Below are 12,876 nucleotides of genomic sequence, written 5' to 3'. Positions count from 1 at the left end.
GGCACCGCGAAGTCCGGACCAGAGACCTGGCATTGTTGAGCCATGGATCTGCGCATCTTCACCGAGCCCCAGCAGGGCGCCTCCTACGACGACCACGTGGCCATGGCCCAGCGAGCCGAGCAGCTCGGCTTCGACGCGTTCTTCCGCTCGGACCACTACCTCAGGATGGGCGACGGCGACCGCGGCCCCGGACCGACGGACTCCTGGACCACGCTCGCCGGGCTCGCCCGCGAGACCTCGCGCATCCGTCTCGGCACCCTCGTCTGCTCGGCCACGTTCCGGTTCCCGGGTGTGCTGGCGATCCAGGTGGCGCAGGTGGACGCGATGTCCGGTGGGCGGGTGGAGCTCGGCCTCGGGACCGGCTGGTTCGAGGCCGAGCACGCGGCGCTCGGCATCCCGTTCCCGGACAAGCGGTTCGGTCTGCTCGAGGAGCAGCTGGAGATCCTCACCGGGCTCTGGTCCACCCCGGCCGACGAGACGTACAGCTTCACCGGGGAGCACTACCGGCTGACCGACAACCCTGCCCTGCCGAAGCCCGCTCAGTCTCCGCTCCCCGTGATCATCGGTGGCAACGGCCCCCGCCGGACCCCGCGGCTCGCGGCCCGCTTCGCCGCGGAGTACAACCAGTCCTTCCCGGAGAAGGGGAACATCGCGGCGCAGGCCGGCCGCGTCCGCGCCGCCTGCGAGGAGGCCGGCAGAAATGCCGACGAGGTGGTCCAGTCGGTGGCGCTCGTCGCGTGCGTCGGCGCCGACGAGGCGGAGTTCGCCCGGCGTGCCGCAGTCATCGGTCGTGAGCCGGGCGAGCTGCGTGAGCACGGGCTGGCGGGGACGCCGGCCGAGGTCGTCGACGGGATCGGCGCACTGGCCGAAGCGGGCATCACCCGCGTCTACCTGCAGTGCCTCGACATGACCGACCTGGACCACCTGGAGCTCATCGCGGCCGAGGTCATGGCGAAGCTCTGACCCATGGCCTCGGTGATGGTCACGGCCATGCCGTTCGCCGGGCACGCCCGCCCGATCAGGGCCGTGGCTGCCGAGCTGGTGCGCCGGGGGCACGACGTCCGCGCGTACACCGGCCGGTCCTACGTGGACGGGTTCGAGGCGGTCGGTGCTCGCGGGGTGCCCTGGCGGGTGGCGCCGGACTTCGACGAGCGGGACTTCGCGGCGACCTTCCCCCGCATGCGGGGCCGCAAGGGTCCTCGTCAGGTGCTGCACAACCTCGAGGATCTCTTCATCGGAACGGCCCCGGCGCAGACCGCGGACCTGCTCGCCGCGCACGACGAGCAGCCGTGGGACGTCCTGGCCGGCGACCCGTTGGCTCTGGGCACCCGCTTCGCGGCCGAGCGCACCGGCTCGCGGTGGGCCACGCTCTCCCCGGTGCCCGCCTGGCTGCCCGGCCGGGACGTGCCGCCCCCGGGCCTCGGCCTGCGGCCCCGCGCGGGCGTGGTCGGGAGGATCCGCGACACCGCCCTCGCCGGGGTGACCCGCCTCGCCATGGCCCCGTTGGACCGGGCCTACCGACGCAGCCGTTCCGCGGCCGGTCTGCCCTCGGGCGGAGGCGGGTTCCCGACCATGTGGTACTCCCCGGAGCTGCTGGTCGCCCCCGGTTCGGCAGGCCTGGACTACCCCCGCGCCGACCTGCCGCGCTCCGTCCGGTTCGTCGGTGACCTGACCGACGACGGCGGGGCCGCCGGCACGTCGGCGCCCCTGCCGCCGTGGTGGGACGACGTCCTCCACGCCGAGACCCCGGTCGTCCACCTCACCCAGGGCACTGCCAACGTCGACCCCGACGACCTGATCCGGCCCGCACTCGAAGCACTGGCCGACGAGGACGTGCTGGTCGTCGTCGGCCTCGGTCACCGGACCGACCCGTTGCCCGGCGCGCTCCCCGGCAACGTCCGCGTCGCCGAGATGCTGCCGTACGACGCGCTGCTCCCCCGTACGTCGTTGATGATCACCAACGGCGGGTTCGGCGGCGTGGTCCAGGCCCTGCGTCACGACGTGCCGCTCGTGGTGGCCGGCGGCGACCTCGACAAGCCCGAGGTCGCGGCCCGCGTCGCCTGGACCGGCGCGGGCGTCGACCTGCGGACCGGGACCCCGAGGCCCGCGGCGATCCGCTCCGCCTACCGGCAGGTGGCGAGCGAGTCGTCCTTCCGCGAGGCGGCGGCACGTCTCGGCGCGGAGCTGCGGGCGCTCGGCGGCACGCGGGCCGCAGCGGACGCGGTCGAGGGTCTGCTTCGGCGTCCTTGACCGGGCAGGATGGCGGGATGACCGACACCCGCCGGACCACGCTCCGACTCGGCTTCGCCACCGGCTACTGGTCCGCCGGACCGCCTCCCGGCGTCGCGGAGGCGGTCGCCGCGGCCGACGACCTCGGTCTCGACTCGGTGTGGACGGCCGAGGCGTACGGGTCGGATGCCTTCACGCCGCTGGCGTGGTGGGGCGCGCGCACGGCGCAGGTTCGCCTCGGCACAGGCATCGCGCAGATGCCGGCCCGCACCCCGACCGCGACGGCGATGGCCGCCATGACGTTGGACCACCTGTCCGGCGGCCGGTTCGTCCTCGGGCTGGGCGCCTCCGGGCCCCAGGTGGTCGAGGGCTGGTACGGCCGGTCGTACCCCCGCCCGTTGGAGCGCACCCGGGAGTACGTCGACATCGTCCGTCAGGTGCTGCGCCGGGACCGGCCGGTCCAGCTCGCCGGGCGGCACTACACGCTGCCGTTCCCGGGCGGCACCCGTCAGGGCAAGCCGCTGCGGTCCACGGTCCACCCGTACCGGGCCGATCTCCCGATCCACCTCGCCGCGCAGGGTCCGCGGAACACGGCGCTCGCCGCCGAGATCGCGGACGGCTGGCTGCCGTTCCTGTTCTCGCCCCGGATGTCGAACGCGTACGCGGAGCATCTTGCGGATGGCTTCGCGCGGCGTTCGCCGGACCTGCGTCCGGCCGCCGAGTTCGAGGTCGCCGCGGCGGTCCCGGTCTCGCTGGGCAGCGACGTCGAGGCCGCCGCCGACCGGTTGCGGCCGCACCTCGCCCTCTACATCGGCGGCATGGGGTCGGAGTCGACGAACTTCCACCGGCAGGCGGTCGAGCGGCTGGGGCACGAGGCCGCCTGCGCCGAGGTCGTGCGTCGATGGGCCGACGGCGACCGGCCCGGTGCGGCCGCCGCGGTGCCGACGGAGCTCGTGCTCGACGTCGCGCTGGCCGGCAACCCGGCACAGCTGCGGCAGCAGGTCGCGGCGTGGCGTGCGTCGATGGTCACGACGCTGGTCATCCAGACCGACCCACGGGCGCTGCCGGCGGTGGTCGAGGCGCTGCAGGAGTGACCGGATCTCGCCCTCCGCGCCCGGCAGGGTCAGCGGGTGTGGGCGCGGACGTCGTCGACCACGGCCTCGTCCAGGGCGGCCCGCACGCACGCGGCGGCGAGGCGCGGCAGATCAGCCGTGTCGACGAGGCGCGCCAGCCGCCGGGCGTCCGTGGGCAGACCGAGCCGGCCGGCGCCGTCGAGCACCTTGTCATCGAGGAAGGGGGCGAGAACGGGCCACACGCCCTGGACCTCCCGGCAGAAGATGCTCGCGCCGGTCGGGCCGATGCCCGGGAATTGCTGCAGCGCGGCGTGGATCTTCGCGGGGCTCTCGGCCTCGTCGCGGAGCCGGCGCAGATCGCCTCGGTGGGTCGTCAGGAGCTGTCGGGCTCCGTCGCCGAGCATGGTCGCGGTGCGCTCGTCGTATCGGCGGTAGCCGCCGCGGCCGAGGGCGTCGACGCGCTGCTGCCAGGTCGCGTCCACCATGCGCCGCGGGGTGCGGTAGGTGCCCAGCTCACGGGCCGCCCGGACGGCGATATCCCCGCTGATGCGGGCAGAGAGCAGCAGGCTGAGGACGAGGAGCCGGTACAGCGGCGACGGCGTGTCCTTGAGCGTCAGGCCCGCCTGTCGCGCGTAGGTGGTGCCGTGCCGCTCGAGGAGCACGGTCGCGGTCTGCTGCTGGGTCATGTCGCCCTCCACCGGCGACGCTAGGAGCGGTGCGGGTGACCCGCAACACGGGCGCAGCACCCGGCGCTCGGCGCGACAGGCCTGTCACGCGAGGAGGCCACGCACCACCGCCTCGACGGTCGGCCGAACGTCGCCGCGGTCGTCGCGTGTGATCCGGTGGAGGATCAGGCCCTCGAGGCAGGCCATGAGCGCACGGGCGGCGACGCCCGGGTCGCGCGCGCCGGCCCGCCCGAGCGTCGTCACCACGACCGCCTCCATCTGGGCGCGGCCGCCGTCGAGGATGTCGCGCAGCGCTCGGTGATGGCTGGCCTCCAGGAACAGGACCAACCGGGCGGCCGTCAGGGTGCGTTGGGGCCCGGTCGTCCGGTCGAGCAGAGCGCACAGACCGTCGACGAGATCCTCCGGTGTCGTCGGTTCCAGGCCCGCCGTGACACCGGGCATCTCAAGCTCGATGACACGCTCGGCCGTGCCGACAAGGAGAGCCGAGCGGGTCCGGAAGTAGTTCGAGGTCGACCCCGGGGGCACTCCGGCGGCCTCGTCCACCCGACCGTGGGTCAGGGCACGCAGTCCTTGCCCCCCGAGGAGGTCGATGGCGGCGTCGAGGACGCGGGTCCGCGTCGTGGGCATACGCCTACCTTAGCCACTGCCACTAGATCCGTAGTGACAGGACACTATGGTCGTAGTAGACTCGGTCCATGGTCGCCGTGGACGGCACGGGAGCTGCCTCGTTCCCACCTATCGGCGGCGTGACGCACCGCTTCGTCGACGCCGGCGGGTTGCGGACGCACGTCGCCGAGGCCGGCCCGACGGGCGCGCCGCCCGTGCTCCTGCTGCACGGGTTCCCGCAGCACTGGTGGGTGTGGCGTCACGTCGTCACCGACCTGGCCCGCGACCACCACGTCGTCGTGCCGGACCTGCGCGGCGCCGGCTGGACCGACGCACCGGACTCGGCGTACGACCGCGAGGAGCTCCTCGGTGACCTCCTCGCCCTGCTGGACGCGCTCCACCTGACGTACGTGGACGTCATCGCGCACGACTGGTCGGCGCTCGTGACCTTCCAGCTCTGCCTCCGACACCCCGGCCGGGTGAGTCACCACATGGCCATCGGCGTGCCGCACCCGTACCTACGGTTCGACGCCCGACTCCTCGCCGGGATGCGGCACACCTGGTTCCAGGAGGTCATCATCACCCCGGTCCTCGGGCCACGGATGCTGCGGGGTGGCCACCAGCGCCTCGCCCGCCACCTGTTCACCGCGTTCGCCGCGGACGGGCACGTGTGGTCGGCCGCAGACCTGGAGTGCTACCTCCGGCCGCTGCGCGAACCGGCACGCGCGGCGGCGGCGTCGCGGCTGTACCGCATGGTGCTCGGCGAAGGGCTCCGGATCTTGCGGGGCACGTACCTCGACTTGCGGCTCAGCACACCGACCGTCCTGCTCCTGGGCGCGGAGGACCCGGTCGTGCGCGCGGACCTGCTAGGGGGATACGACACCCACGCGGACGACCTCGTGATCTCCACGGTCACGCAAGCCGCGCACTGGGTCGTGGACGAGCGGCCGGACGCCGTCGTGGCACATGCGCGCGCCCTGTTCGGTCATCCGTGAGCCGACCGGTCAGAGCGCCGCGGACAACAACGCCCGGACCTCCTCGTCGGACGTCTGCGTGAAGTCCTCGTAGCCGGCCCCGACGCCGCCGAACGGCTCCGGGGTCCAGGGACAGACCACCTCGTCCGCGTCCGTCGCGACGGCGTCGCGGGCCTCGATCGTTCCAACCGGGACCGCGACGACCAGGCGTGCCGGGTCACCGGCCCGCAGGGCGGCCAGCGCCGCGCGCACCGTGGACCCTGTGGCGAGCCCGTCGTCGACCACGACGGCGATCCGACCGGCGACTGTCGGCGAGTGCCTGTCCAGGAGGGCCTCCCGTCGCTCGAGCTCCACGGTCTCGTGCTCGAGAACTCGCTCGAAGTCCTCGGCGGGGATACCGAGATCGAGCACCGCCTGGTACGTGACCACCTCGACGCGGCCCGCGACCCGCGCGATCGCACCCATCGCGAGCTCGGGCTGGCCGGGGACGCCGAGCTTGCGGACCACGAGGGCGTCGAGCGGGGCGCGCAACGCCCGGGCCACCTCGGCAGCCACCGGGACGCCCCCGCGCGGCAGGCCGATCACGAGAACGTCGGCGCGGCCGGCGTAGTGGCCGAGGTGTCGGGCAAGCTCCCGGCCTGCGGCGTGCCGGTCGGCATACGGTCGGGCGTCCACCGCAGATCACCTCACGGGCGGCCGGGGCGCGCCGTCGCGGCCGGCCGGTCGACGACGCCGTCAGGCTACGACCGGGGCGCCCGACCGACAACCGCGAGCTCGCGTTCCCAGTTTTGGCCCACGAGCGCGTGGCCGAAGCCGTGGTGCGGCTCCTCCTCGACGAGCTCGAACCCACGCGAGAGGTACAGCGCGCGTGCGGCCTCCAGGACGTCGACGGTCCACAACGTCATGCGGTGGTAGCCGGCCGATCGGGCGAACTCCACGCAGGTGTCGACCAGCCGGCCTCCGACGCCGAGTCCGCGCGCCCAGGGCTCGACGAGGAGGATCCGGAGCTTGGCGGTGGTCCGGTCGGCGGCGACGCAGCCGAGGCAGCCGGCCCGGCGGCCGTCCACCTCGGCGATCCACACGGCCTCGCGGGCTGGATCGTGCCCGGCGGCGAAGTCGGCGACGATCCGGGCGACGAGCGCCTCGAAGCTCGCGTCCCAGCCGAACTCTCGGTGGTAGGTCTCGCCGTGCGCCATGACGATCCAGCCCAGGTCGCCCGGCCGGTCGAGCGGGCGGATGCGGACGTCCCGTGCCACGCCGGTCCACCTCCCGCCCTACTGAAACGACCGTGTCAGTACTGGCACGATAGCCCCATGACGGAAGCGGCGGCAACACCTTCGGCGCGCAAGACCGAGCTGCTGGAGAAGTGCTACGCGTACGCGCTCACGCACGGCCTGAGCGACCTGTCGCTGCGGCCCCTCGCTTCCGCCGTCGGCTCCAGCCCCCGCGTCCTGCTGTTCCTCTTCGGGAGCAAGGACGGGCTGGTCCGTGCGCTGCTCGAGCGGGCGCGTGCCGAGGAGCTCGCGGCGATCGCGTCCCTGCATCCCTCCGACGACGGGGCTGCGGGCGGTCTCGAGGCGGTGGTGCGGCACATCTGGGCATGGCTCGCCGCGCCGTCGCACCGGCCGCTGCTGACCCTCTGGCTGGAGGGGTACTCCCGCTCCCTGCTCGGCGAGCCGGGGCCGTGGGCAGGTTTCGCCCGCTCCACGGTCGAGGACTGGCTGGACCTGCTCGCCGCCCACCAGGCACCCGGCGAGCGCGGTACGGCCGAGGGGCTCGCCCGCCGGACGGCAGGGCTGGCGATCCTGCGCGGCGCGCTCGTCGATCTCCTCGCCACGGACGACGTCGAACGCGCGACGGCGGCCGTGGACGCGGTGCTGGAGGTCACCCGGGAGTCGGGCGACTAGGGCGGCGGACCGGGCAGTCAGCCGGGCTCCGGCTCGCCGGACTCGAGCATGTCGCCCGGCGAGTCAGGCCTGCTCTCGCATCTGCGGTGGGACGTAGAAATGCTCGGGGGAAATCTCCCGGCCGCTGGGGGTGTCGACGATCTTGACACCGTCACCGTCGTCGACGATCTGCAGGTCGGAGCCCGTCTCGAAGTCCCAGATCCCGATCAGGGCAGGCTCGATCGCGCAGACCTCGTTGAAGTCGACGATCTGGAAGTTGGAGCTGTCTGCCAGGTACTCCTCGCTGTCGAGGTGCGAGAAGATCCGCCATCCGTTGTCGGCCGGCGCCTTGGGCTCCTCACGCACGGCCCAGCGGACACGACCCGCACCCGACAGGACGTTCTTCGTCGTCAGGCACGCCCCGGCCTTGGGGATGAACTCGGGGTAGCTAGGCACCTGCATCCACCTTTCAGTCGTCGTCAGACCAGGCCGCGCTCGCGGAGGTACGTCTCCGCCTTCTCGACGAGGATCGCACGCTTCGCCCGGAGACTGCGAAGGTTGTCGATGACCGGGCGACCGCGAGACTCGCGCAGCAGGTCCAGGTCTTCACGCGAGAGGAGCACGTCGTAGAACGGCGCCAGGGTCTCGTCACTGAACTTGAACATCTCGGCGGCCGTCTCCAGTGGCGTACCGAACTTGGCCGCCACCCCGTTGACGTCGGCCCCGCCCTCGATCAGCCGACGGAGGATCGGCACCTCGGCCTCCACGTCATGGGTCTTGCGCGCGAGCAGGACGTGGAGCATGTTCGAGCCGTCCGACAGGGTGACGCCCACGTCAGCACCGTCGTCCAGGAGGCGCGTCGCTATGGCCGTTCGGGCGTCGGTGTCCCGGTTGGAGAGCGCGAACATCAGCAACGGCTGACCCGAGCCGGCGGTCCATGCCGCCTGGGAGGGCTCGTAGCTCGCCATGAACTCGTCGAACGAGCCGTACTGGGCGAGATGTCCTAGGTCAGCCAACGTTGACTCTCCAATCGAATGTCTGCTTACGGTCGGCGGCCACGGGGAGATCGCGGCGAACGGCGCCGGCGGCGCACGGACGAGTCACGCGATGTCGCCGATGAAGCGGTCGGGCGGCACGGCCGCCGGGTCGAGGCTTGTCACGGCCGCCCTGACCGAGGCCGTGAACGCCTCCACCGTTTCGCCGTCGATGGTCTGCCCGATCTCCGTCTCGAAGACGAGCCGGACGGCGCGTCCGTCGACGTCGATGGTCGACCACAGCGCGAAGACGGTTCCCGGCAGGAAGACCGTCTCCTGCTCGGTCCGGTTCGCCGAGAACGGCGAGATGTCCCGGCCGGTCCGGCCGGCGATCGCGTACAGGACGGGGGCGGCGCCGAGGAGGGCGGGGTCACGCGTCGCGCTGAGCGGTCCCGCGGTGACCACCATCTGACCGTCACGGACGAACTCGGCGCCCTCGGGGCTGACCCGGAAAGCTGTCGACTCGAGCGGCGGCAGCTTCTCGAGAGCGGCAGTCAGGTTGCCCGGCGACGGGGTGCTCATAGATCCTCCTCGAACCATGCCGTGCGGATCGACCAGCGCTCGTCATCCGCGTCCGCGCCGGCGGGCCGGGCGAGGACATCGATCCTACGGTCGGGCGTCGTCATCGTATCGACACCGGCCGGCCACGCGACTCCGTCGCGGCGGGCCGCGAGGTAGGTCTGACCGTCGATCTCGACGACGAGCCGGCCCTCGGACAGACCGCGCACCCGACCGATTCGTGACTCGCCGTCTGCGTCGAGGGACACCCACGCACCGTCGAACAGGTGCAGGACGTAGCCGCCGGCCGGCTCCAGGTGCGGGTGGTCGTCACGCTTCGCAGCGCTGAGCCGCGACGGATCCACCGGTGACGACGCGGCGAGCCCATCCGTCCAGTTCTGCTGCACCCACTCACGGAACTGGTCACGAGACAGACCGCGTGGGAGGTGCTTCGCCACGGTCTCACCTCGTCCGTTCACTCCGTGGCCCCGCGGTTCGCCGGTGCCATCTCGTCGGCCTCATCCAGGCCGCGTTCGACGGTCTCATGGTCACGACCCTGCCGGATACCCTTCTGCGCGCTCTGGTCGTTGAAGGTGTTCGCAGCCTCGCCGAACTCCTTGGTCGCCCCGCGCACCCGGCTCCCGTTGCCGGCGGTCGAGGTGTCGGTCGGGGGCACCACGTCCTCCTCCGCGGCTGCCGCCCCCGGCCCCGGCGCTACGCCGCCACCGCCGTCGGGCGCCGGTGCGGTCCCAGCGGCCGCCGGAGGCTGCGGTGCGGCGGCCTGCACGTCCTGGAGCACCACGTGCCGGACTCCGTTGACGTCGTTCACGTCGACCACGTCGAACGAGGCACCCGGCGGTATGAGGACCTCGGCCTCTCTGCGGTAGGCGGAGAACGGCGTGACGTTCGCGCCCGTCGAGCTGTCGATGTGGAACACCGTCGCCGTCGGACCGCCCGAGAATCCGTCCGCGACGGCCGGGTCGATCGACGTGCTCATGAACGCCCGGTCACTGTACGGCTCACCGCTGCGCGCGAGCTCGGGAAGGCTGTCGTAGACATCCTGCGGAAGGTTCGTCCCGCGGTACGTCAGCCCGTCGTAGGACGGGAGCTCGCCGAGCGCGCTGACCGTGCGGTCGATCCTGGCCTGCGTTTCCGGCGTCATGGTCGACGGGTCGCGCAGGGCCGGGTTCATCGCCGTGTAGCCGTCGTTGGTGGTGTAGTCACGCAGAGCACGAATGTCGTCCGTCGACAGCTCGGGGTGCCGTTCGTGCGTCTGGTTGACCCACTCCTCGACCTCGGCATCGCTGGCACCGTCTCCCGGTGCCTCGTCGACGTCGTCATACCGGTGCAGCGCATCGTGGTTCGGGTCGGTCTCGGCATCCGGGTCGCTCCCGCCGTCCGAGCCGCTCCCGCCGTCCGGGTCGGTCTCGGCGTCCGGGCTGGCCCCGGCGTCCGGCTCGGTCTCGGCATCCGGGGTGCGCCGAGACTCGTCGGGCGAGGCGTCACTGTCACCCGGTGCGTCGTCACCGTCCTGCTGCGTCGAGCGGTCGGTGTCCGAAGCGTCGCCCTGCCTGCCGGCCGGCTGAGGTGAGCCGTCGTCGTCCGGCGTCGGCCGAGCTCCGTCTCCGGCGTCCGAGTCGACGTCGGGAGTCCGCGGAGCATCCGGTGCGGCGGCCGACGCCGGACCACCCGGATTCGACGAACCGTTCGAGCTGGGGGCCTCGTCGACGTGCGACCGGTTCCGACCCGGGTCCTCGACCCGGTAGTTGTCCGGGTCGCGGTACTCCCGGAGGAACTGCTCCTTCGTGATCTCGTGGTTGAGGTACCGGTGGCGCAGGTCGCGGTACTCGTTGCCGGGGGTGTGGCCCATGTCCCAGACGCCACGGCGCGGCTGACCAGGCTCCCACTCGATCTGGACGAGCTCACCGTCACGGTTCCGGACCCAGACCTCGCCGTTCTCGTCCATGGCATCCCGCCAGACCTCCTCCACCTGGTCGGGTGCGTAGCTCGGGCGGCTGTTGGCGTACGGGAGCCGGTTGCCGTTCTCGTCGTAACCGAACGAGTTCGCCGGGCCCTTCGGGGGAAGCTTGCCGGTCGGCACCTCCTGCTGCTCAGGAGTCCGGTCACCCTCAGGAGTCCGGTCACCCTCAGGGCTCCGGTCACCCTCAGGGCTCCGGTCACCCTCAGGGCTCCGGTCACCCTCAGGGCTCCGGTCACCCTCAGGGCTCCGGTCACCCTCAGGGCTCCGGTCACCCTCAGGGCTCCGGTCACCCTCAGGAGTCCGGTCACCCTCAGGGCTCCGGTCACCCTCAGGAGTCCGGTCACCCTCAGGGCTCCGGTCACCCTCAGGAGTCCGGTCACCCTCAGGAGTCCGGTCACCCTCAGGAGTCCGGTCACCCTCAGGAGTCCGGTCACCCTCAGGAGTCCGGTGACCGCCGTCCGGCGTGCTGTCCCCACCGTCCGGAGTGCGTCCACCGCCGTTCGGCGTGTGACCACCGTCCGGGGTACGGCCGGGTCCGGGAGTCAGCGAGTCGAGATCACTCATGTCGACGCCGGGGACACGGCCTCGGCCTGGCGTATCGAAGTCAGGAGTCAGCCTGCTCGTGTTGAGGCCGCCTTCGGTGAGCCAGCGCGGCAGACCCGGGACGCCGCCCGGCACACCGCCGCCTCCGCCGCGTGCGGTCTTCCCGACCTTCGTGGCCGCACCGACACCCTTGGTGCCCACGACGGCCGTGACGATGCCCGGGACGATCTCGAAGCCCGCCGCGACCGGGTCGTCCTTCCACTTGTGCCACGGGTCGTCGGAATAGGGGTCGTACCCGATGATCCCGGCGCCGGCGTCGCGGGCGGTGATCAGGCGGTTCTGGTACCAGCTCCGCTCGTCCGGCGGCGTCGCGATCGCCGTGGCCCAGTCGGCGGCCGTCGGCCGGCTTCCCAAGGTCACGACGGTGGAGAGGGCGAGGTCGCCGATGCCCTTCCACGTGTTGCCGAGGCTCTCTGTGGACCAGCCGTCCGGCCACCAGCCGCCCGGCTCGAACCCGGCCAGGGTGTAGATGCCCTCCCACGTGGACTTACCGAACTCGTTGAGGCCGTGAACCGTGCTCTCGCCGCAGGTGCGGTTCTCCTGGGCAGGTCCCCAGTTCGCCACCAGCTGCTCGGCAGTCACGCCTTCCAGGGCTTCGAGATCCTTGTTCGCCTTCGGCGCCACGTTCTGGCACAACGCGTTGATGTCGTCGTGGGCGGTGAAAGCGTAGGTCTTGACCTCCTGGACGAAACCTGCGTACTCGGTCAGGAAGTCCTCGTTCTGCTGGACGGAGGCGGTGTCCTCCTTCCAGTGGGCCATCACCTTGTCGTCACCCACGCCCGGCACCCAGTCGAAAGCGCCGCTCGCGGTCGAGACCTCGGACGACTCGACTTCGACCTTGTAGCCGTCCGCAACGATCGGGTTCCGCCAGTTCTCGACCTCGGTCGTGAACGTCCTCAGCTTCGGCTTCATCTTCTGGAGGTTCGAGGCGTAGGTGTCGAGGATGTCCGCCGCGTCGAAGCAGATCTGCTTGAACTCCCCCGCCGCTTCCTTCGGATCGTTCATCAGCGCGTAGACCTGCTGGTCCTCCGGCGCCTCGTAATGAGCCTTCAGATTCTCCCACTTGCCGTGGATCTGGTTGACGTTGCGAGCCGTCCTCTTGCCCATATCCCGCAGCAGGGTGGCAGCATCGGTGATCGGCTCTGTGTCCAGAGTCTCGTGCCGAAGCGTGAACATCGCCGGCGAGATCATGCCCTCGCCGTCGACGGGTGCCTCGAAGCCGCTCCCGATCTGGCCGCTGCCGCCGCCACCACCCGCGTCAAGCATGGTTCACGCCCCCCATGTCCGTTCTCCTCGTACTCCGGCG

General features: G+C 71.9%; 14 protein-coding genes. 5 read left to right on the top strand and 9 right to left on the bottom strand.

Going from position 1 to position 12,876, the window contains the following annotated elements; translation table 11 throughout:
- Nucleotides 1–42: 42 nt before the first annotated feature.
- The 3 genes from ACFQQL_RS02720 to ACFQQL_RS02710 are packed head-to-tail and all read left to right on the top strand — an operon-like array spanning nucleotide 43 to nucleotide 3,323.
- On the top strand, nucleotides 43–963 hold the full coding sequence (locus ACFQQL_RS02720; protein ID WP_382390996.1) for an LLM class F420-dependent oxidoreductase: 921 nt from the start codon (nucleotides 43–45) through the stop codon (nucleotides 961–963).
- Between the two features lie 3 nt (nucleotides 964–966).
- Nucleotides 967–2,250 carry a glycosyltransferase gene (locus tag ACFQQL_RS02715; protein ID WP_382390994.1) on the top strand — a complete coding sequence of 428 codons (1,284 nt, stop codon included), beginning with the start codon at nucleotides 967–969 and terminating at the stop codon, nucleotides 2,248–2,250.
- Between the two features lie 17 nt (nucleotides 2,251–2,267).
- The gene (locus ACFQQL_RS02710) at nucleotides 2,268–3,323 is read left to right on the top strand and encodes an LLM class F420-dependent oxidoreductase (RefSeq protein ID WP_382390992.1); all 1,056 of its coding nucleotides are present in this window, start codon (nucleotides 2,268–2,270) and stop codon (nucleotides 3,321–3,323) included.
- A gap of 29 nt (nucleotides 3,324–3,352) precedes the next feature.
- Here the strand turns inward: ACFQQL_RS02710 and ACFQQL_RS02705 are convergent, their stop codons facing one another.
- Together ACFQQL_RS02705 and ACFQQL_RS02700 are read right to left on the bottom strand one after the other, a co-directional pair.
- A complete protein-coding gene (locus ACFQQL_RS02705) occupies nucleotides 3,353–3,988 on the bottom strand; it encodes an endonuclease (RefSeq protein WP_382390990.1) in 636 nt (211 codons plus the stop codon).
- An 84-nt stretch (nucleotides 3,989–4,072) separates the two neighbouring features.
- The gene (locus tag ACFQQL_RS02700; RefSeq protein ID WP_382390988.1) at nucleotides 4,073–4,615 is read right to left on the bottom strand and encodes a TetR/AcrR family transcriptional regulator; all 543 of its coding nucleotides are present in this window, start codon (nucleotides 4,613–4,615) and stop codon (nucleotides 4,073–4,075) included.
- A gap of 68 nt (nucleotides 4,616–4,683) precedes the next feature.
- Here ACFQQL_RS02700 and ACFQQL_RS02695 point away from each other — a divergent pair, with 68 nt between their 5' ends.
- Entirely contained in the window at nucleotides 4,684–5,589 is a 906-nt protein-coding gene (locus ACFQQL_RS02695) for an alpha/beta fold hydrolase (protein ID WP_382390986.1), read from the top strand.
- A 9-nt stretch (nucleotides 5,590–5,598) separates the two neighbouring features.
- Here the strand turns inward: ACFQQL_RS02695 and ACFQQL_RS02690 are convergent, their stop codons facing one another.
- Together ACFQQL_RS02690 and ACFQQL_RS02685 are read right to left on the bottom strand one after the other, a co-directional pair.
- Nucleotides 5,599–6,243 carry a phosphoribosyltransferase gene (locus ACFQQL_RS02690; protein ID WP_382390984.1) on the bottom strand — a complete coding sequence of 215 codons (645 nt, stop codon included), beginning with the start codon at nucleotides 6,241–6,243 and terminating at the stop codon, nucleotides 5,599–5,601.
- A 65-nt stretch (nucleotides 6,244–6,308) separates the two neighbouring features.
- A complete protein-coding gene (locus ACFQQL_RS02685) occupies nucleotides 6,309–6,764 on the bottom strand; it encodes a GNAT family N-acetyltransferase (protein WP_465254014.1) in 456 nt (151 codons plus the stop codon).
- 117 nt (nucleotides 6,765–6,881) lie between these two features.
- Between ACFQQL_RS02685 and ACFQQL_RS02680 the strand changes: the two genes are divergently transcribed.
- On the top strand, nucleotides 6,882–7,475 hold the full coding sequence (locus ACFQQL_RS02680) for a TetR/AcrR family transcriptional regulator (RefSeq protein WP_382390980.1): 594 nt from the start codon (nucleotides 6,882–6,884) through the stop codon (nucleotides 7,473–7,475).
- Between the two features lie 63 nt (nucleotides 7,476–7,538).
- Here ACFQQL_RS02680 and ACFQQL_RS02675 read toward each other — a convergent pair whose 3' ends face one another.
- The 5 genes from ACFQQL_RS02675 to ACFQQL_RS02655 form a co-directional block, all read right to left on the bottom strand.
- Entirely contained in the window at nucleotides 7,539–7,916 is a 378-nt protein-coding gene (locus ACFQQL_RS02675; RefSeq protein ID WP_465253988.1) for a DUF2185 domain-containing protein, read from the bottom strand.
- Between the two features lie 17 nt (nucleotides 7,917–7,933).
- Nucleotides 7,934–8,470 carry a hypothetical protein gene (locus ACFQQL_RS02670; RefSeq protein WP_382390976.1) on the bottom strand — a complete coding sequence of 179 codons (537 nt, stop codon included), beginning with the start codon at nucleotides 8,468–8,470 and terminating at the stop codon, nucleotides 7,934–7,936.
- Nucleotides 8,471–8,554: 84 nt separating this feature from the next.
- Nucleotides 8,555–9,010 (bottom strand): hypothetical protein, encoded by a 456-nt coding sequence (locus ACFQQL_RS02665; RefSeq protein ID WP_382390974.1) that lies wholly within the window; start codon nucleotides 9,008–9,010, stop codon nucleotides 8,555–8,557.
- A complete protein-coding gene (locus tag ACFQQL_RS02660) occupies nucleotides 9,007–9,444 on the bottom strand; it encodes a hypothetical protein (RefSeq protein WP_382390972.1) in 438 nt (145 codons plus the stop codon). The genes ACFQQL_RS02665 and ACFQQL_RS02660 overlap by 4 nt, the downstream gene beginning before the upstream one ends.
- Nucleotides 9,445–9,461: 17 nt before the next feature.
- Nucleotides 9,462–12,836 carry a GH-E family nuclease gene (locus tag ACFQQL_RS02655; protein ID WP_382390970.1) on the bottom strand — a complete coding sequence of 1,125 codons (3,375 nt, stop codon included), beginning with the start codon at nucleotides 12,834–12,836 and terminating at the stop codon, nucleotides 9,462–9,464.
- Nucleotides 12,837–12,876 lie beyond the last annotated feature (40 nt).

The organism is Georgenia alba (assembly GCF_042665525.1).
Classification (GTDB): Bacteria; Actinomycetota; Actinomycetes; order Actinomycetales; family Actinomycetaceae; genus Allobogoriella; species Allobogoriella alba.
The sequence above is the reverse complement of the archived record's forward strand: the minus strand, read 5'-3'. Positions and strand labels throughout refer to the sequence as shown.